Genomic DNA, 19,764 nt, shown 5'->3' with positions numbered 1-19,764 from the left:
CGCTACTTCTATTTTTCAAATGCCTGGCGTTATATGTTCGGTCGCAAATTTGAGGTTATTGTCTTGAAGACGAAATTGGCGTTTCTCTCTATTCTATTTGTTTGTGCAGCGGGCGCAGAGATGCCCGCGTTGGCTGATACTACCTCTGATGTCATTACAGCGAACTCGCTTAAGAAGAATGGGGCTCACAAGCTCAGTGTTTATTTTGCAGATGCTGTTGGCGATGCTCCTCAGAAAGCATGGCTCGAAGGTCTTAATGGTGAAAAAGTTGTCTGGAAGAAGCCGATGCCTCTCAAGGTGCAAATCAATGAAGCGAAAACAGACGTTATTGGTCGCAATGGGCGCATCGATGTAATCTCTCAGTATCCCGGAAGCGCTGCCTACACCAGACAAACTTTTACCTGGGATGGCTCCAAAGTAGTCTTTGTGGGGAAAAAGGATGGGGACGATTCTCAGGAGCAGGTCGATCAGCTCACGAAGATTGCTCTGACCGGCACTCATGCGCAACTCGAAGCTTTTGCCAATGAAGAGCACGCAATTTTTTATCCGGACAACTACATAACTGTCGAAAACGTCAAAGCAATTCTTGATGGTGGGCGCAAACAGGCGTTTGCACTTTTAGCCGCTCATAAGCCACAACAGGCGGCTCAGCGTTTGCAGCTCTGTCTGGATGCCAGTCAGGAACTTTGTTATTTAGAAGGCCTGGAAGGTGATAAAACGACTGCCCCCGGAAAGTGGATCGAGGCCTGGTCTGTTGATCGAATTGCACTGCCTGAGACCTACTGGAAGCCAGTTTTGAAGGACTACAGCACCATTTTGAAAGCTGCCGGTAAAACAAAAGAGAGCGCTCTTATGTTGAAGGCGAGCAAGTAAAAGGTTATGGCTTCCGGCAACGAACATGCAGGTATCCTGCTATTTTGTCCCACCCGTCTAGACCGGGAAACTTGGCAATTGTGTCTGCATCTACAGTAGGCTCAAGAAATCTCTCCATGGTGAAACCGGTCTCAATCAGCCAGTTGAGCCAATCGCTGAGAGTAAAGTAGTAAGTCGGAACTTTGAAATCTGCTAATTCCCGTTTCTCGATTTCGGATGAATGTGTAAACGTCCAGGTATGAATTTCTCCTTGAACTCCCTGGAAATAGTCACCGCAAACAACGCCGACTTTCTTCGTGTTCTCCTTAACCCACTGCCAGCGACGCGTTTGAAAGCAAGGATGTGTGATCGAAAACTGGAAAAAGCCACCACTCTTGAGCACCCGAAAAGCTTCGCGAATGCATTTTAGCGGCTCAGGAACATCCATTAGAAACATTGTCGCCATGACGAAGTCGAAACAATTATCTTCAAATGGCAATTGGTCACCACTGGCGATACTGAATTGGATTCCCAGTGGGTTTTCCTTTTCTGCTTCGATGCAATGTTGTATAAATACCTCAGATGAATCGATACCGGCCATGGTGGCGCCGCGCTGGGCTACAAGTCGAGTGTTGTTGGCTTCGCCGCAACCCATGTCTAATCCCCGTAGTCCGCTCACATCGGGCAACATGGCTAAAAATGCGGGTGTGTTGAGATTGTCTCTGGTAACGTCGCGCCCTCGCCTGGCCAGGTATGTCCAGACCTCGGCATTTTCATTCCAGAATTTCGAATTCTCTTGCCAATCCATGCCGTGTCAATTTCTTTTGGAGAGTTTTGTGTCCAGCCAATTCATTATTCGTCGTAGCGATCTAAAATACGATCGATGAGAGTTTCCTGCGACTCTGCTGCGTATTTCGGAACCTGATGTGGCAGCCGCATTGCATCATAGTCAATTAAGAACAATTCATGAGTTTGGGGATCCATTCCCACTTGCCTGCGACCGTGTTCGCCGAAGTCATTGTCCCAGAATTTGAAAGTGCCGTCTTCTTCAATCAGTCGGTCAAACGAACGCAATTGCGCTGTAGTGACCGGGCTGACCAATCGCTTTTGAACGAAGTAAGTCACCGAAGTATCCGGTAACTCGATTGTCTGCGGTTTGCGCAAAATGAGTGCATCTGTCAGTTTTGGACCGTTCTTTGTCCAGATTTCTCGGCTCCCCCAGCTCGGATCCCATCCCCGATCTGTAACCTTGAGGATGCTTCTGTCTGGCATTTCGAAGGTAATATTGTCTGCGCCGCTATCGAAGTATCGCACTGGCGTCTTGAAGTGAAGCATCGCCTTTGCGATTGCTGTTTTGTCATGGATGTTTTCAATATACTGTGGAAGGTTTGGATTGCGCATAATGTCGCTGACAGTGCCGACGGCGTTGAATTGCTGCATCGGTTTGTCGAGTTTTACGGGTTGTGATTCTCCTGGCTTGAGCGCAGTCGGTTCCGAATCCGTAAAGCGAAGTCGACCAGTTTGATCTTGTGTCAAATAGACACTTTCGGCAGTGGGCATGATATGTTTCGAACGAAGCGATTGCGGCAGCAGTTCAGGATTACATGAGGCTAAAAGATCTGCACCACGAAATGTGCCCCACTTGATTGCATCGACGGCCGAACCGGCAGAACCATTAGTTTGCGAATCGACGTGTTGGATGACCAGGTTTTTGGGCGGTCCGAGCACTCCTGATGCCGTGACTTCGCGCACTGCGGCTAGTACAGGCTCACCTGGTGCGGCGCGCAGTTGCTCGATTACGTTGCGTCCGTTGCCGATGAGCTGGAATTCGCGCGAATTGGATTCTGGAAAATTCCTTTGAATGTTTGGAGTGATCTTGCTTCTTTCCGCGCCATCGATTTCTTCCGCTTTTCTGCCGGTTGTCTCGTCTAGAGTAACTGCTCTCTGGCGCTGGATGCTGCTCATCATTTTGGCTCCCGGCGCAGCAGCGATCATGTCGGTGACACCAGTCAATGCCGCCGAGGTAAGTATCTTCTGTATGTCGAACTTCTCTCCCGATTGCTGCTGCCGGTTGATTTCTTGCACACTTCCTGCTGATACGCCAAAAACGGCGCCGGTTGCCACTGTTGACCAGAATGGACTCTTCTTTAGAGCATCACCAGTGACACCATTGATGCCTCCCAGAGCTTTGTGCGCAACGCCGAAAGTCACTACATCTGATACCAGAGCGCCTTTGTTGAAAGAAGTGTCGAAAGTCTTTGTCAAACCATCCGCCAGATCAAAACGGCCATCTGCGCCCGTGTAAGTTTGTCTGGTTAATGCACTATCAAGAACGCGGACTGAGACCCCCAGACTTACAGCTTTCAGGGCAATTCCCATGTCTTTGGCGCCCAGGTAGTCGAAGCTGCCTTTCAAGCCCAGTCCTTTTGTCAGACCGAGACTTCCATCGATGAGCTGGTTCGAAAGTGAATCACTTGGCTTTGCCTGGTCGAGGGCGTAAGCCGCGCCTGAGATGGCATAGCCAGGCTTGCCTGGAACGAAGAGACCGGCAGTCTTGACCATTTCAGCGCCATAATGGCTGATCATCTGCTCTGTATTGAGCGATTGTTTGTCGGCCGTCACGAGACCCCGTGCTTCCGCCGACAACTTAACGGCCGTTTCTGTGTCGCCTTTTCTAACTGCCTCTTTGAGCTGGTCGTTCAATTGCTCGACCGGCGTCAATGTATCCGGTCGTCCGATGCTGGTAACGGCAGAGATTGCCTGACCCAGATAACTCTGGCCTGCTTTCTGGTCATGATGGGCGGCAATGTCCTGCCTTAAAAGCTCAAGAGCTTCGGAAGGCTTGGCTGGCGCCGATGGATTCGCAGTTAATGCTGAATCGAACAGAGTATTTGGTTCCGCTGAAGGTACAGGGTCAAATGTACGTGCGCGGGGACCCGATCTCAATAGGGAGATTCCCATCCCCCAAAAATGACAGTTGCGTTTGTGGGAATGCTCGAATGGCGTTGCGTTTTGGCGCACTGCTATGGTGTGCCAAGCGCCTCTAATCAGCATTTTAAGCTGATATCAGTTTAAAACTTAAAGGGGTAGTGCCGCCCTCTATAGAAGGCGGCACCATTCAGACTTTCGAGCTTTTATAGTCCAAGGAAATCTGGACCACTGCCTTGCGCCGTCGGTTTGACCCGTAGATTAACTTCGGGGCAAACGTCTTCGCAGGTTCGACAGTGCACACAGTTCTCTAAAGACATACCGTGCTTCCTGATCTGGTCGACGATATCGATTCTGTGGACATCGGCCGTGCAGTCGGCGACACAAGGAGTCGTTTTATCGACGCCTTCGTAGCGTTTGATGCACTCAACACACACCTGGGCGTTGAACTCGTCGATGTGGTTGTTGCCTTCGTGATATTTCGTGGACGCATAGAAAACAGCGTCGGCACGTGAGTAGATCGTCGATTTGTCGTACTGAGGCTCTTCGTATTTAGGAGCGACGAACGATGGAATGATGTGCTTGTAGTCGGCTTCGTATTTGATCGGTCCGATGTTGAACTTGCCGTTAATCAATCCCAGCGATCTGACGCCGTCTTTTGGAGCACCGAATGGATGCTTAAACCACACCTTCCACATACCAAACATGGCTGATGATTTGTCGATGCTGCGTGCTACTTCAGGCAGATACTCACCGAGCAGTTTTGGATTCTCGATGAAGGCCCAGCGGAAGTACCTGTTCTCGTAAGATTCTTTGATCACGAAGCTGTCTTTCAGGCGCTCCTGATATGGTGCCAGTGCTGCTTCTGAGTAGTCTTGTTTGACCAGGGCATCATGCAGGACTTCTGCTGCGATGTAGCCGCATTCCATGGAGCGGTCGATTCCAGCCAGGTTCTTCACGTCGAGAACGCCGAGCGCATCGCCGAGAAGTAAGGCACCGGGAACAGCGAATTTCGTTGGCAGTGAGTAGTATCCACCTTCAGGAAGTAAGGCTGCACCATACTTGAGAAGTTTGCCACCACTGATCATTTTTTGAATCCATGGGTGCTTCTTGTAGTCTTGCAGCTTCTGCTGTGGATTCATATTTGGGTCACGACTATCCAGGCTGATAACCATACCAATCGTCAGCTTGTTGTCTTTCATTCCATAGACAAAGCCACCGCCGAAAGTGCCTTCCAGCAACGGCCAGCCGAGTGTGTGCCAGACCTTGCCTTCATATGATTCGTTGCACTGCCAGACTTCTTTTACGCCGACAGACCAGATTTGTGGACAGTCACGTAGTTTGAAGTGGTCAATCACGTCTCGGGAAATAAAGCCTTTGTCGCCGAAGCAGGTAAATTTGCCGTAGACGTAGTCGTCTTCGCCTTTTGGATCTTCGCTGACGCTAACGCCTGCAACGCGACCATTTTCGAAGACTACACCATGAGCGGCGAAGCCTGTAAACAAATCGATTGAGATGTTTGGAACTTCTTTTGCTTTCTCCTGGAGCTGGCGTGCCATCCAGTTGGTGACAAAACTCAAGCTGAGAACGAGGTAACCGGTCTTGTCCATGGTTTTTGGCACCATGGCATTTGGTATATCCCACTTCTTTTCCAGCCCGAGCACTGACACATTACTGTCGGTGCAGGTTGCTTCAATTGGGAAGCCCAATTCTTTGTAGTTAGGCCAGACCTTTTCCAAAACGTGAGGATTGGAGACGGCACCACTCATGATGTGGGCGCCGAACTCTTTGCTCTTTTCCAGAACGGCAATCGTGAATTCTTTCCCGCTGGCTTTAGCCAGTTCGAGGAAATGATACGCAAGTGTCAGATTCGATGGACTACCACCGACGAGCAATAGGTCATATTCAATGCGTTCCGACAACTGCCTCAACCTCCCGCTTCACTTTGTTTTCCTGTAGTTGTTTGATCATCTCAGGGATGATCTGGTAGCAATCGCCCACGATACCATGGTGCGCGAATTTGAATATCGCTGCATCGGGATCTTTGTTGATTGCAATGATGATGTTCGATTTCGACATGCCTACGCGGTGTTGAATCGCACCCGAGATACCGCACGCAATGTAGAGCTTCGGTCTAACTGTTTTTCCGGTTTGACCGATCTGATGCTGGTAGGGGATCCAGCCCAGGTCTACGACTTTACGCGATGCACCGATAGCGGAATTTTCAAAACAGGCGGCCAATTTTTTGACCAGTTCGAAGCCCTCGACAGTGCCCAGTCCATAGCCGCCGGCAACGATTACGTCTGCTTCTGTGAGCTTGATTCCCTTAGACATTTCGCGAATGGTTTCTTCGACAACCAGTCTCGTATCGTCTTCTTTCAAGTTAACGGGGACTTTGACGATTTCGCCTTTTTTGTTTGAATCAGGCTTGTTCGGAATCATGACACCGGGTCTGGTGGTAGCCATCTGCGGATTCTTCCAGGGTCCGAGAATTCTCGCCTTCAAACTTTCACCAAAGCTCGGACGAATCGCATACAAGCAGTTTGGATAGAGTCCAATCTTGGTGGGATCGACTTTGCTTTTGTGCTCGTAAGGACCGATATCGAGTTCAGTGCAATCAGCAGTCAACCCGGTGTCGAAGTGAGCGGCGATACGCGGTGCCAGGTCACGACCGGTAGTCGTCGAACCGAGCAAGGTCGTATGTGGTGGCTCAGGCAGCGACTCCAGAAAATCCACCAGGACGCGGCGATAAGGCAGGGTCCGATAGTTCTTCAAGGCTTCGTGATCGGCGACGTAAACCTTGTCTGCACCGTATTCGATCATTTTTTGCGGTATATCACCGATTTCGTGACCCATGACGATACAAATGAGCTTGCGTTCCATCTTATCGGCGAGAATGCGTCCGGCCCCGAGCAGCTCGAGAGTGACCGGTTGCAGTTCGCCAAGGATGTGCTCTGCTACGACCAGCACATCGCCCTTAGGACAAAATTGCGAAACGTCTGGCACTGTTTCTGGTGTTTGTTGCGGTGTATTTTCTTCGCTCATTATTTTGCTACCAAGTATTCGCGGATGCCTGTGCTTTTGATGATTTCTTTGACCATTTCGTCTGGTGAGTGACCTTCGTGCATTGTGCAGCTGCCGCCAATTTCACCGACTTTTTCGGTGGCGGCAACGATGGTCGGCGATCCTTTCAAACCGCAGCGTTCAACGTCGGCGCCGATCAAATCCAGGTCGATTGTCTGAATGTATTGCTTCAGTTCTTCCTGTCTTCTGGCCAGTTGCTGTACTCTCCAGGCACCCCTGAATGATTTGTATTCAAGTGGATGATAAGAGTTTGCAACGGTCACGAGCACGGGCATACCTGTGCTGACTCTCTGAATTCCGCCTTCGATGATTCGGCGTGCTTGCACCCGCCCGTTCTCGATGGCGAAATCTTCGCAATAGGTAATTTGCGGTAAATTCAAACGTTCAGCCAATTGCGGTCCGACCTGTGCTGTGTCACCGTCGGTGGTTTGCAGTCCGCAAAAGATGATGTCGAATTTGCCTGCGTATAAAACTGTTTTGTACAGCGCATAAGCTGTTGCCAATGTGTCGGAGGCAGCTAATCTGCGGTCTGATAGAAGGAAACCGCGATCTACTCCGTGTTCAAGCGCTTCCATGAGAATCTCAACAGCGGGCGGCGGTCCCATCGAAATTGCGGTGACCGTTCCACCATATGATTTTTTCGTGTGCAAAGCAGCTTGCAGGGCATATCTGTCAAACGGATTCAACATCCGCTTGGCTTTTGCCCGATCAATCGTACCGTCTGGATTTATGCCCGCCTTCGATCCCTGGTCTGGGACCTGTTTGACGAGCACGAAAATGTTGTAGCCTGACATAATTCTCCTGAGCTCCCAGATCAATATTACATATATTGTTCGCCGAAACTCGGATTGTTACGCGAGATCACAGCTCTGAGAATTTTGCTATTTGACGCGCTAATCGGCGGTTCAGCGAATTCCGTAATGCTTTCTTTGTTTTTGCCGCCATAAGGTTTTCAATATTGCGAGCAGCGTATGATTTCTCGACTCGGGATGAAATTCAGCTAAGAGGAAAAAGAAGATGAATAAGCGACAGTTCAGGGGCGTTGCAAAGGCGTGCTCGCTCTCGACCCTAATTGCCGCTGGCAGCATTCTGGGCCCTGTTCGAGGCGCGCTTGGAGCAGACCTGCTTGACTCATCGCGAAAGCTTTCCGAAAGAAAAAATCAAATCCAGTCAAAGTCGCAGATTCGTACTGTCGAATCGAATGTTGAATTGAGTCGGGACCAATCAAAGGTTCTTGTTGCTGAAAAAAAGAGTCTTGAGTTAAAAACCGAGCCAGCTCCTCTCTCAGGTAAACCGCCTGTAATCCTTGCTCCTCAGCCCAGGGCAGGTTTGACTGGTGATCAAAATTTCAGCATGATTGCTGATTCGTATTTTGAAGATATGTTCAAGCTAGACCCGAGTTGGGCAACGCAATCTGGTTTTCACGAACACGACACAGAGCTGGAAAATCTTTCAGCTGAGTTTGTTGCAGCCAGAATTGCAGGTTTGAAGAGCTATCGCGATACGCTCAACTCACTCGATCCCAGGAGTTTGTCGCGAAATCTCCGTCACGATCGAGAAATGTTGCTCGGTCATATTAATAACGACTTGCTCAACTGTGACGAGCTGAAGTTGTGGAAAAAAGACCCGGATATTTATTCAACGGGTGTGAGTTCAAGCATCTTCAACCTTGTTAAGCGTGATTTTGCGCCTATCCAAACTCGCATGAAAGATGTAATTGCCCGTGAGAAACAGATTCCGCAAGCTCTCGAATTTGCCAAGCAGAATCTTGATGCCAACCTGGTGCCCAAAATCTATGCCGAGATTGCAGTCGAGCAATTGCCCGGCGCAGTGGAGTTCTTCAAAGATTTCGTGCCGGGTGCATTCAAGGGGGTAAAAGACGAGAAGTTGCAAGCTCAGTTGGCTGAAACTACCGGCAATTGCGTGACAGCGCTGAAAGACTACCAGTCATTTCTGGAGAAGATGATTGCTAAAGGCGAATGCAAAGGAGATTTTGCCTATGGCGAGGAAGCTTACCGCAAGAAACTCTTATATCAGGAGATGGTTTCCGAACCTATTGATTCGCTCTTGGAGCGCGGCAACAAAGAGCTTAAGCGTTTGCAATCCGAATTCGTCGCGCTGGCCAAAGAGATTGATGCCGGTAAAACTCCTCAGCAATGTTATGAAGACGTCGCAAAGGAGCATCCGAAGCCGACTCAACTGTTGACCGATATTCGAAATTTGCTCGAGCGCATACGCAAATTCTGTACAGATCAGAAGATTGTTACGATCGCTTCTCCCGAACGACCCATTGTCACTGATACGCCATCTTTTATGCGGGCATTGACTTTCGCATCGCTGGATGTGCCCGGCGCATACGAAAAGAAAGCTGTGCAGTCGTTTTATTACGTAACGCCACCCGAGCCCAACTGGACTCCGGCGCACGTTGAGGAGCACATGCGCGCTTTCAGCAATTGCGATTTGCTTTGCACAAGCATTCATGAGGCTTATCCCGGGCACTTCGTTATGTATCTGCATGTTAAACAGACTGCTCCAACAAAGGTGAGAAGGCTGATTGGTTCGGCATTGACTGAAGAAGGATGGGCACATTATTGCGAGCAAATGCTTCTGGACGAGGGCTTCAACAAAGGTGACAAGAAGCTCAAATTGGTGCAACTGCACGATGCCTTACTGCGTAACTGCAGGTACATTGTTGGCATCAAAATGCATACCCGCGGCATGTCGTTACAGGATGGCGTGAAGTTCTTTGTCGAAGAGGGATATCAAGAAAAAGCCAATGCCGAACGCGAAGCCAAGCGCGGCACTTCCGACCCCACCTATCTTGTCTACACGCTCGGAAAGCTCGATATTCTGGCGCTCAGAGATGACTACAAAAAATTAAAAGGAAGTCAGTTCAGCCTGCGTGACTTCCATGACCGCTTCTTGAGTGGCGGGTATCCGCCGGTCAAAATCATTCGAGAGGAAATGATCGTTACACCTGAAAAATAGCTCAAATTAGACAGTTGTATTAGAATGACGGGCTCAACCTACTTTTATATGAGAATGAAATGATATTTGCTCGAAAAAACTTAGCGCTGCTGAGTATTCTTGCGCTTGCTGCACAACTCAGCCTGGCACCTGCGTTGGCTGATGACGGTGATAGTCAATCTGCACCGCCTGCATCCGCTGAAGCGGCAGGCGAGTGGCGCACGAACTTCAGTGAGAGTCTAGACCAGGCCGAAAAGGAGAATAAACTCGTTTTAGCCGATTTCTACACAAGCTGGTGTGGATGGTGCAAAAGGCTCGACCAGACAACATTTGCAGATTCTGAATTTAAGCAATATTTGAACGAGCACTTCATACCGGTCAAGTTGAATGCGGAAGACCACGCCGAGGGGCAGCGTACTGCCGAGAAGAATGACGTTTCGGCATACCCGACTGGATTGGTTTTTGCACCCAATGGAAAAGTGTTGGGCCGAATTTTCGGTTATTTCGACGCTGAACAATATAAAGCAAAGTTAGTGAAGATTGCCAAAAAGGCACCCAAGCATCACTAGTCCGTGCACCAGATATGGTGGTGCTAGATCTGTGAATGAATTCATACATCCCCAAGAGAGAGAATGACCCATGAGTACGACCGGTGAAAAGAGCACAATGGTAATCAAGCCTAGAATCCGCGGTTTTATTTGTGTGACCGCGCATCCGACCGGCTGCGCCGCGCACGTGCAAGAGCAGATTGATTATGTCCAGGGACAGGGATTGATTCAAGGCACTCCCAAGAAAGTACTTGTGATTGGCGCCTCGACCGGATACGGATTGGCTTCACGCATCACCGCTGCCTTTGCAGGAAAGGCTGGCACAATCGGTGTTTTCTTCGAAAAACCAAGCGAGAACGGTAAACCAGCTACGGCCGGCTGGTATAACTCCATTGCCTTTGAGAAAGCTGCCAAAGCTGCCGGGTTGTATGCAAAGAATATTAATGGCGACGCTTTTTCAGATGCCATAAAGGAACAGACGATCAAAGCGATAAAAGACGACCTGGGCAAAGTCGACATGGTTGTGTATAGCCTGGCTTCACCGGTGCGAACACATCCTAAGACTGGGACGACCTTCAGGTCCGTTCTGAAGCCAGTCGGCAGTACATTTACAAATAAGACTCTGGATACTGATAGAGGCGTAGTCAAAGATGTCAGCATTGAGCCTGCCAACGAGCAGGAGATGCAGGACACGGTCGAGGTCATGGGCGGCGATGACTGGCGTCTCTGGATTGATGCTTTGAAGAAGGCGGATGCTCTGGCGGATGGCGTGGTCACAGTTGCATATTCCTATATCGGACCCGAGGTAACCTGGCCGATTTACCGTGATGGCACCATTGGTAGAGCCAAGAAGGATGTCGAAGTCGCTGCTGTGGACATAACAAAGGCACTTTCGGATCTTCACGGTAAGGCTTATGTATCCGTGAATAAAGCTCTGGTAACTCAAGCGAGTTCTGCCATTCCTGTGGTGCCACTTTATATTTCACTTCTCTACAAAGTCATGAAAGAAGCGAATTCTCATGAGGGCTGTATCGAGCAGATTTACAGATTGTTCAATACGCAACTGTATAACGGTAATCGTCCAAGACTGGATGAAGAAGGACGAATTCGGATTGATGACTGGGAGATGGATGCAGCTACGCAAGCCAAAGTTCAGGCTCTGTGGGATAAAGTGACCAGCGAAAATTTGAACGAGATTTCGGATTTTGAGGGATACAAAACAGAATTTCTCAAGTTGTTTGGCTTCGGATTGCCAGGCGTGGACTACGAAAAAGAAGTGGATCCTGCTGTTTAGTTTAAGTCGTTCAACAATCATCCACAAACAAAAAGCCTCGCTCTAAGCGGGGCTTTGTTTTCTTCATAATCTGGTTGTCTTTTAGATCAGTTCATCTTGCTGTCAAACTGATAATTCAGGGGCGGATCTAAGCGTTGAGTTTGAGCACGACAAGGATTCGCGGATATCCAGGCGGGAATCAATTCGCTTCGGCAACCTGAATCACGTTGTACATAGTCTGTAGTGCGTGTGTGGCTCCGCCGCACTTCTTGATGAATTCGCGGGCGACTTCTCTGATTGCATTCATGTCTTTGAAGTTAGGCATAAACCCAAAGCGCATTGTTTTTGATGTCGCCATGAGATGGCGCACAAATCTCAGTCCTGCTTCAGTAATTTCAGAGTTGTCCGGACCACCGCTGCCCTGCACAATCGTTCTTACAATCGAAGCTTCTGCTACGAAAGAAGCCACGACGTCTGCAGCAGGTCGGTAAACGATTGGGTCGAAGTTCATTTCATTGGTTGGGTCAAAGTCCATCGCCATGTGCTCCCGAATATAAAGAAATTGTTTAGTGCCACCCCAGTAATCTAGCAGTCTGGTAGAACTTGGCAACTAAACAAACGCTAATTGAGCATAGCTTTCAGCTATCTCTTCCGGTTTCACGGTCGACGAGATCGCATCTTGAGCCGCAGACTGGGCGGCTTTTCGAGGGTTCGGAAAAATTAGAGGGGTTTATCTTTTGACCGTTATACAGTCCTGCACTATGTTTCAGAGTGTATCGCTGTAACGCGCCTTAACAATTCCGCAACTAAGCAGCGACGCGTCTTCCCTTGTATATAAGTGGGGAATTCCGGTACAGTTTTTTGACGAAATCTGGCGTCTATCGCTCAATTAGCCACAGTCAACAAAGGAGCCCACGCGGAAACCACAATGAAGTGTCTTGTGAAAGAAGATGTGAGTAAAGACGGAATGACTCTGCGCACAGATGTGCCGGTTCCTGAGCTTGGCTTCGATGATGTTCAGATTAAAGTGCTGGCTACGGCGGTTTGCGGCACAGATAAGAGCATTTACAGCAGTGCCAATAACGAAGGCATCCGCAATGAGATGCAGCGTTACATCACTAACGGCGCTGGATACAAACCAATAGTCGTTGGTCACGAGTTTTGCGGAATTGTAGAGAAGGTAGGAGCCGGTGTAGGGCGCGATCACTGGCGCAATGTACCAGAGCAGCTTCTGATTGAGCCGGGCGATTACGTCACCGCTGAAATGCATCTCTCTTGTGGTCATTGCATGCTCTGCCGGACAGGCAACGAACATATCTGTACTCAAGTGCGAGTCAAAGGCGTGCACCTCGATGGATGCTTTGCGGAGAGCGTTTCTGTTCCATACAAGAATGTCATTCTGCTTGGTAAAAATGGTGATCAATCGCGAATCCCTACTCGCATCGGCGCCTTGTTGGATGCGTTTGGCAATGCTGTTCACACTGTCCATGAGGCTGATGTGCGCGGCAAGTCGGTGGCAATTCTCGGTGCCGGGCCGTTAGGTTTGATGGCTACATTTTTGTGTCGTGATTATGGTGCTTCGCGCATCTATCTCACCGAAGCTGCCGATGTAGACCGGAGATTCTCGCTGGCTCGCGAGTTTGGTGCTGACGATTGTTTTGACGTGACAAAAGGATCGACTGCATTGTATCAATCGGTTGAGAAGCACGAAATCGGGTCGAACGGTGTGGATATCGTTTTGGAGATGTCTGGATCGCCTGCTGCTTACACTGACGCATTTAAAATCGTTCGCAATGGTGGCACTGTCATCTTGCTTGGTATTGCTCGTAAGCCGCTTGCTAATTTCGACATCGCCAATGCCGTGATCTGGAAGAGCGTTACTGTGAAGGGAATCTTCGGAAGAAAGATGTTCGACACATGGGAAACGATGCTGCGCATGTTGCGTTGCGATAGATTCGATTTGCAAAACAAGCTGGACAAAATAATCAGCGCGAAAGATTACGCATTGGATGAATACGAGGATGCCTTTGGCGCGCTTGCCAGTGGCAAGGAAATGAAGCTCGTCTTTACTCCTACTGCCAATGGAAAAAAGTAATTCGTACGGAAACATACTGACTGAACATTGACCAACAAGGGGCTTGCAGCATGGTTACTTCATCGAAAAATCATAAACTTGGTGTTCGCGATTTATATTCGTCGCTCGCTAAGGAGCTAGATCATGCGAAGGAATCGAAGACTTTTAAGTACGAGGTTCCTATTGATGGACTGCAAGGCGGGACGGTCAGTGTTCATGGCGAGAACGTTGTTATGCTCGCGTCGAATAATTACCTCGGTCTGGCCAATCATCCTCGTGTTCGTGAAGCTGCGAAGTTAGGTCTGGAACGCTATGGATTCGGAATGGGTTCGGTGCGGTTTTTGTGTGGCACTCAGAAAATCCATTCCGAATTGGAAGAGCGAATTGCCAGCTTCTTAGGAGTAGAAGCTGCTATTTTGCACTCGTCTTGTTTCGCTGCAAACGAGGCTTTCTTCACCGCTCTTCTTTCAGGCGACCTTGGACAGTCAGAATATCGCGATGTGATTTATAGTGACGCCCTTAATCACGCCAGTATCATTGACGGTATCAGATTGGCTCGCCAGGCAACTAAAACAACTGATTTAAGGGCGTATAAGCACAACGATTTTAAACAGTTGACTGACTGGATTCAGGAAGATGAGTGCAAAGATTATAGATTGAGCATCATCGCTACGGACGGTGTTTTCAGTATGGAAGGGGAGTACGCTCCCTTGCAAGATTTTGTTGCACTGGCAGCCAAGCATAATCACCTGCTATTCGTTGACGAATCTCACGCTACCGGTGTTCTGGGCAAAACTGGCCGGGGCACGCCGGAGCAATGTGGCGTGCATGGCAAGATCGACGTCATCACAGGTACTCTCGGCAAGGCGCTTGGTGGCGCTTCCGGCGGATTCATCGCTGGTAAGAAAGAGCTGGTTGAGTACATGCGTCAAAAGTCACGACCATATACTTTCTCAAATACCGTGCCACCGCCCATAGTGTGTGCATCTATTGAAGCAATAAAGATGCTTGAAGAAGACAACAGCCTGGTTCAAAAATTGCATGCAAATACGGCGTATTTCCGCAAAGAAATTAAAAATCTTGGCTTCACTATTCTCGAAGGTGAGCATCCGATCGTGCCTGTCATGGTTGGCGAGGCGTCGGTTGCTCAGGACATGAGTCGCGAGCTTCTTCCTGAAGGTGTTTATGTACGCGGTTTGTGGTTCCCGGTTGTTCCTCGCGGAGAGGCTCGTTTGAGAGTGCAGATCTCTGCAGCTCATGAAACCAAAGATTTGGACCGTGCCTTGAGCGCGTTCCAGAAAGTCGGCAAAAAGCTGGGCGTCGTTTAGCGCGCGTCGTTTCGTTGGGCGTAGATGTCTTGACCGTAGATGTCTTGAGCGTAGACGTCTTGACTGTGGATGTCTTGAGCGTGGATGTCTTGAGCGTGGATGTCTTGAGCGTGGATGTCTTGAGCGTGGATGTCTTGAGTGTGGATGCCTTGAGCGTGGGTGTCTTGACCGCTACTCGACGCGCTGAGCTTCCCAGTTGCCACCACCTTGAGTCTTTCCACTCATGTATGGTCCCTGGTAGTCTTTGTCGTTGACGAAACTGACCGAAGCTTTGAATGCCATTGTTCGACTTGAACTGGCTTGATTCTTTCCTTTTGTATATTTGCGAATGATCGTTATCTTGGGATAGTGATACCAACCCTTTTCGATCGTGAATTTTTCTTTGGTGTTCAAATCGACTCCGTGACCGGTTATACGGTCGCCATCTTGTTCTATGAACATGGAAGAGCGCATCGTTTTGAAATTGTATTCGTAGCCGACGTCCCACTTGCCTGAAAGATGGGGGGCCCGGTCGGCTGGCCAGTTGGATAGGAGGGTTCGTTCTGGTTGTTGCGGTGCTTGCTGGTCGGGCGGCGGAGCCTGGTTAGGCGGTGCCTGGTCAGGTGGAGGCGCGCCTGCCAATCCATTATTTGGGAGAATCATTTGCGCTTCCCAGATATTGCTGATGATCTTGCCGTTGGAAGCGGTTGTGTAGTCCCCGCTCATGTATGGGCCGTGGTAAGTGGCGTCGTCTTGAATTTCCAGTTTGCCGCTGTATTCAACTGGCGGATTGCCCTGGTACTGCTTGAAAAAATGCACCTGCCCGTTTGCGACTGTTCCTTTTTCGATGGTGAAGGCGTTTCCATCCTGGTCATCGGTGCCTGTGCCCTTAAAAGTTTGACCGACTTGATCGAGATGGAACGTGGAATTGAGAGTGCTTGTGTTGAACTGAAACCCGACTTTCCAGTCGCCAGCGACGGATGTAGGCACCTGCCCGGCTTGCATTTGACCCGGGGGGCTTGAATTGGCTTGTGTCGTCGGACTGGTGCTTGTTGCGGCGGTTGTAGTTGCAGTCGTCGACGGCTTCTTAGAACTCAGTTCTATTTTTGCGCAACCACCTAGAGAACCGCCGACTAACAGCGCGACGGCGACCAGGCTGGTAATTTTGGAATGTCCGAGTAGTACGGTTGCCATGAAGTGTTGCCTTTCTGCCTGAGCTCTCTGCGTTTCGGCGACTAGACTGCCGGGATGAAACCTTATAGAGAAGACTGGGTTGCACTAGCCTACAGAATCGGATGAAGCCTGGAAACCCTTGAAAATCCAGTTATTTTGAATTCTAGCGTCATCTGTTCAATTTTGCCGGAAACGCCCGTTTGGTTGGTCTTGTGGTTCAAAAAGCTTGAAATTGGGTAAGTTATCAAAGCCGTACATGTCCACTTCTCGATATTTCTAGAGTCCGGAGCAATTTTGTACTCGGTCTAATAGCCGGAACCGGCAACTGTATTGTTTTCAGGTTGTTGTCAATAATTAAAGTGTCCGACTACGTATTTTCCCCAATGACATGATTTACAAAGATCCCTAAAGTATTCATGCTTACTACCGCTATACCTTCAACCCCCCCGAACCCTCAAGATCCAGAGGAAATATCCTCGTGAGCGTTTCTGATAACCTCATCTCGTCGGCAGATTCTTCGTCTGAGAAGAAGAAGACTGCTGCTGCGCCAGAACACAAGGACCCCGCCGATCATCACAGCGAGGGCTCGGGTGAGTCTACGACCGAACACGGTGGGAACGACCACAGTGGTATCAGTTCTGCGAAGCTGGATGAATGCCGGTCCGATACCTGGGGCGGCTGGGCCTGGAAGAAAATCGTCTCCGGTTACGACTCACTGATGGGAGTAACTCCAGACAAGACTGCTGACAAATGCAGTATTGACGATATCGGCAGTCTTACTTTCAGCGATGACATTTTCAAAACTTCAACGGATGCAGCGAAGACCAAGCCCGAAGTTAAGCCAGACGCGAAGCCTGCGGACACTCAGGCATCAGACTCATCCAGCGTATCGAGTTGGTTTTCCAAAATGGGTGATGCTGTTGCCAATGTAGGCAAAGAAGTAACTGGTAAGGTCACCAGCGCAATGGACTGGTTGTTCAGCACCACAGACACTAAAACTGGTGCCACAACCGAAGTCTCGGCAAAAAATGGCGAGGCTCATGTGAAGGGCAAAAATGGCGACGGCGTGCCGGTAGACGTGAAGGTTGACCCGCACACGATTGAAGGTCGTGTCGGTGCCGCTGAAATTGCTTTGAATAAGGATACAAAGGAAGGTCACTATAAGAGTGGTGCTTACGATGTAACGGTTGAGGGATCAACTAAGACAGTCGTTGACAGTGCCACAAAGCAAACTTTCCAGTGGGACGAGAAGGCACAGAAAGGTTTCATCGCTGACAAGGACGGCAAGCACCTTTTCGACTTCAATTCACGTGAGCAATTAACACAACAATTGAGTTCGGAAAAGTCTATCACTCAAACACAGACTCCAGCTGATAGGAATGCAGATGCTGCTCGCGCTCAAATGGATGCGGGACAACTGGCACAGCAAACTCGTTTGTTTGTCGACAAAGATGGTGACTACGCTGTAGTGCGCCAGGATGGTTTGATGGTCAAAACCTACAAGCATGGCGATGAGAACGGACCATATGTGACTTTGGAAAGAGATGGGCACGTCATCAAAATCCAGAACAATCACGCTTATGTTCAACAAGAAGATCCGGTCACCCATGCCAAGCAATGGGTTCAGATGCATGGTCGCCATCACATGATACCGCCCGGGTTGAAAGTTGATGAGACCACCGGGGCTGTGGCAGTTGACGGCAAGACCGTTGTGACAGCAGCTGGTAATGTACAGGCCGATGATCAGACGCACATCGATACGAAGACCGGTAAGATGACGACTTCTTCGGACACCGGTACGGTTACCGTGACAAATGATGCCGGACGCACGCACGTCAAGCATCCAGGATGTGGTGACATCGTCAACGACGGTCACACATTCACGAACGTTGATCCTGAAACTCAAAATGTGTTCCGCAGCTTCAATTCAGATACTGGAGCAATCAGCGTATTTGGTGGACCAAATGATAGTGGTATCACACTCGATACCAATCCGGGCGGCAATCTGACCATCAAAGAAGAGGGTGGTCAAGTCACCCAGATGAACAATCAGGGATATTTCAATTCAGTCGACGCTTTTGGCAAGAGCCTGATGAGCGTCAGCACTGGTGGCGACGTAAGCTTCTACGACGGAACTACTGTCCGCGCGGACGGCACAGTCTCGAATGCCTACGGCTCTGCGAAAGCATGGGATAGCGGCGGTAGTGCGACAGCTGCCATATCTAAAGCCTCAACTGCAGTAGGTGCGGCCCTGGCTGCGAGCGCACAATATGATACGACTGGCGGTTCTCTGGGCGCATTGGATGCTGCTGATGCTGAGTTGAACAGCCTGGCTCAGGTCTACACCGCTCTGGGACGTTACGACCTGGTCGGTCAAATCAACAATTCCCGAGGTGAAATCAGCGCTGCTCGCGCCAAAGTAGTGCAGATCGTTCAGATCTCTGCCGACTCCCGTCGCTTGACCGGTGATGGCAGTGCCTCCCGAGTTCACGAAGCTCTGGCGAGCGGCTCACCTGAGGCATATTTGAGAAAGCAGCAGGAAGAAAAGCTCCACCCAGACGACAAGAGCGCGGTTGCTTAGTACCCCAAATTCAATTCTTAACCGATATCAGTCTTAAGTTCCAATTCCATTGTTTAACCGATATCGGTTGAGCGTTCGAATTTGAAGCTTAAGGGGATATCGGCTAAAAATCCGCCAGGAAGACCTCAGCCTTTATAGGGCTTGGGTTACCGCTTTTTCCTGGTCCTTTTAACTGTGCCGTCAATTCGCTAAACTAGTCTTGATTGTGGAAGGAGGATTTCGTTGGCAATTCCGATGAACACACCTGTGACAGTGCTTCTGGTTAGCGGGGAGCAGGTCGAAGGTGAGGTAGCCATGGCTGACCAGAGCACATACCTGTGCATCAGGCGGGAAAGCGAGACGCTTTATCTTCCCTGGTCCGCTATCAAGTGCGTTCGGGGACCCTCTTTGCCCGAGCGTTCAGTCGGAGCCGGCTATTCGGCCGGACGGTTGCCAGGTGCCACCTAGTTCGGTTGTCCAGTAGCCTCTGCCGCAATGCCTGGTTCGGACCGCGTTATTAAGCGAGTCAGAAATTTCAGCTTTGCGTCTGAAGCTGGTACTTGATGGCATGGGACTTCAGCCATTCTTCGATGCGCTTTTTAGTCTTCTCTTGTCGATATTGCTCAAAGCGTTCACGTTCGGGGCTGTTGCCTTCGAGAATCTTCTTAAAGGAAGAGAGCAGATGAGGGCTCTCGAATGCCATTGAGAGAATATTGCGCAGTTTGTCATCCTCGACCGAGGACCAAAACTCCTTTAAATCCAGAACAAGCTGTTCTTTTGAAGGCTTTGGCATGTAGAGAAATTTATGCCTGTCCTGCTCGATTTCATCGGTAAGGTCGCGAAGGTCCAGAAGATTGCGATTAACTAGCTTGACGACACCCGACTCGATATCCAGATAGTATGAGTTGTCTGGAGTGTCGTCTTCCCACGCGTAGGTCAGTTCAGGCAGATCAAGTTTGAGCAAGGTTTTCCCTAAGTCTCCGCGGAATGGAATCTGA

Annotated in this window: 16 protein-coding genes and 1 pseudogene; 8 read left to right on the top strand and 9 right to left on the bottom strand. The window is 49.6% G+C overall.

Translation table 11 applies throughout. The annotated features are described in order from the left end of the window. Positions 1-63 precede the first annotated feature (63 nt). Positions 64-873 (top strand): hypothetical protein, encoded by an 810-nt coding sequence (locus tag EKK48_30580; protein ID RTL34925.1) that lies wholly within the window; start codon positions 64-66, stop codon positions 871-873. 4 nt (positions 874-877) lie between these two features. Here the strand turns inward: EKK48_30580 and EKK48_30575 are convergent, their stop codons facing one another. From EKK48_30575 to EKK48_30555, 5 genes are all read right to left on the bottom strand, one after another. Then, positions 878-1,660 carry a class I SAM-dependent methyltransferase gene (locus EKK48_30575; protein RTL34924.1) on the bottom strand — a complete coding sequence of 261 codons (783 nt, stop codon included), beginning with the start codon at positions 1,658-1,660 and terminating at the stop codon, positions 878-880. Between the two features lie 44 nt (positions 1,661-1,704). Next, positions 1,705-3,798 (bottom strand): hypothetical protein, encoded by a 2,094-nt coding sequence (locus EKK48_30570; protein RTL34923.1) that lies wholly within the window; start codon positions 3,796-3,798, stop codon positions 1,705-1,707. A gap of 188 nt (positions 3,799-3,986) precedes the next feature. Further along, entirely contained in the window at positions 3,987-5,702 is a 1,716-nt protein-coding gene (locus EKK48_30565; GenBank protein ID RTL34922.1) for an electron transfer flavoprotein, read from the bottom strand. Then, a complete protein-coding gene (locus EKK48_30560) occupies positions 5,686-6,825 on the bottom strand; it encodes an electron transfer flavoprotein subunit alpha/FixB family protein (protein ID RTL34921.1) in 1,140 nt (379 codons plus the stop codon). The genes EKK48_30565 and EKK48_30560 overlap by 17 nt, the downstream gene beginning before the upstream one ends. Then, positions 6,825-7,658 carry an electron transfer flavoprotein beta subunit/FixA family protein gene (locus EKK48_30555; protein RTL34920.1) on the bottom strand — a complete coding sequence of 278 codons (834 nt, stop codon included), beginning with the start codon at positions 7,656-7,658 and terminating at the stop codon, positions 6,825-6,827. Before EKK48_30555 ends, EKK48_30560 begins: the two co-directional genes overlap by 1 nt. A gap of 223 nt (positions 7,659-7,881) precedes the next feature. Between EKK48_30555 and EKK48_30550 the strand changes: the two genes are divergently transcribed. The 3 genes from EKK48_30550 (at position 7,882) to EKK48_30540 (ending at position 11,673) form a co-directional block, all read left to right on the top strand. Continuing rightward, on the top strand, positions 7,882-9,852 hold the full coding sequence (locus EKK48_30550; GenBank protein RTL34919.1) for a DUF885 domain-containing protein: 1,971 nt from the start codon (positions 7,882-7,884) through the stop codon (positions 9,850-9,852). 59 nt (positions 9,853-9,911) lie between these two features. Further along, complete coding sequence (locus tag EKK48_30545) at positions 9,912-10,400, top strand: thioredoxin family protein (protein ID RTL34918.1); 489 nt, start codon at positions 9,912-9,914, stop codon at positions 10,398-10,400. Between the two features lie 97 nt (positions 10,401-10,497). Further along, on the top strand, positions 10,498-11,673 hold the full coding sequence (locus EKK48_30540) for a trans-2-enoyl-CoA reductase family protein (protein RTL34953.1): 1,176 nt from the start codon (positions 10,498-10,500) through the stop codon (positions 11,671-11,673). Between the two features lie 178 nt (positions 11,674-11,851). Here the strand turns inward: EKK48_30540 and EKK48_30535 are convergent, their stop codons facing one another. Continuing rightward, the gene (locus tag EKK48_30535) at positions 11,852-12,187 is read right to left on the bottom strand and encodes a hypothetical protein (GenBank protein ID RTL34917.1); all 336 of its coding nucleotides are present in this window, start codon (positions 12,185-12,187) and stop codon (positions 11,852-11,854) included. A 393-nt stretch (positions 12,188-12,580) separates the two neighbouring features. On the opposite strand from EKK48_30535, the gene EKK48_30530 reads away from it, so the two are divergent. Further along, entirely contained in the window at positions 12,581-13,747 is a 1,167-nt protein-coding gene (locus tag EKK48_30530; GenBank protein ID RTL34916.1) for a hypothetical protein, read from the top strand. A gap of 50 nt (positions 13,748-13,797) precedes the next feature. Beyond that, the gene (locus EKK48_30525) at positions 13,798-15,054 is read left to right on the top strand and encodes a glycine C-acetyltransferase (GenBank protein RTL34915.1); all 1,257 of its coding nucleotides are present in this window, start codon (positions 13,798-13,800) and stop codon (positions 15,052-15,054) included. Here the strand turns inward: EKK48_30525 and EKK48_30520 are convergent. Together EKK48_30520 and EKK48_30515 are read right to left on the bottom strand one after the other, a co-directional pair. Next, positions 15,008-15,192: pseudogene (locus EKK48_30520) on the bottom strand (hypothetical protein). The gene EKK48_30525 and the pseudogene EKK48_30520 sit on opposite strands and share 47 nt — an antisense overlap. 33 nt (positions 15,193-15,225) lie before the next feature. Next, on the bottom strand, positions 15,226-16,227 hold the full coding sequence (locus EKK48_30515; protein RTL34914.1) for a hypothetical protein: 1,002 nt from the start codon (positions 16,225-16,227) through the stop codon (positions 15,226-15,228). Positions 16,228-16,684: 457 nt separating this feature from the next. Between EKK48_30515 and EKK48_30510 the strand changes: the two genes are divergently transcribed. Both EKK48_30510 and EKK48_30505 read left to right on the top strand, forming a co-directional pair. Further along, positions 16,685-18,787 carry a hypothetical protein gene (locus EKK48_30510; protein RTL34913.1) on the top strand — a complete coding sequence of 701 codons (2,103 nt, stop codon included), beginning with the start codon at positions 16,685-16,687 and terminating at the stop codon, positions 18,785-18,787. A 222-nt stretch (positions 18,788-19,009) separates the two neighbouring features. Then, positions 19,010-19,234 carry a hypothetical protein gene (locus EKK48_30505; GenBank protein ID RTL34912.1) on the top strand — a complete coding sequence of 75 codons (225 nt, stop codon included), beginning with the start codon at positions 19,010-19,012 and terminating at the stop codon, positions 19,232-19,234. A gap of 67 nt (positions 19,235-19,301) precedes the next feature. On the opposite strand, the gene EKK48_30500 is transcribed toward EKK48_30505, so the two are convergent. Continuing rightward, a complete protein-coding gene (locus EKK48_30500; protein ID RTL34911.1) occupies positions 19,302-19,760 on the bottom strand; it encodes a hypothetical protein in 459 nt (152 codons plus the stop codon). Positions 19,761-19,764: the final 4 nt, after the last annotated feature.

Source organism: Candidatus Melainabacteria bacterium, assembly GCA_003963305.1.
Taxonomy (GTDB): Bacteria; Cyanobacteriota; Vampirovibrionia; order Obscuribacterales; family Obscuribacteraceae; genus PALSA-1081.
Note: the sequence above shows the minus strand (reverse complement) of the source record. Positions and strands in the feature narration are given on the sequence as shown.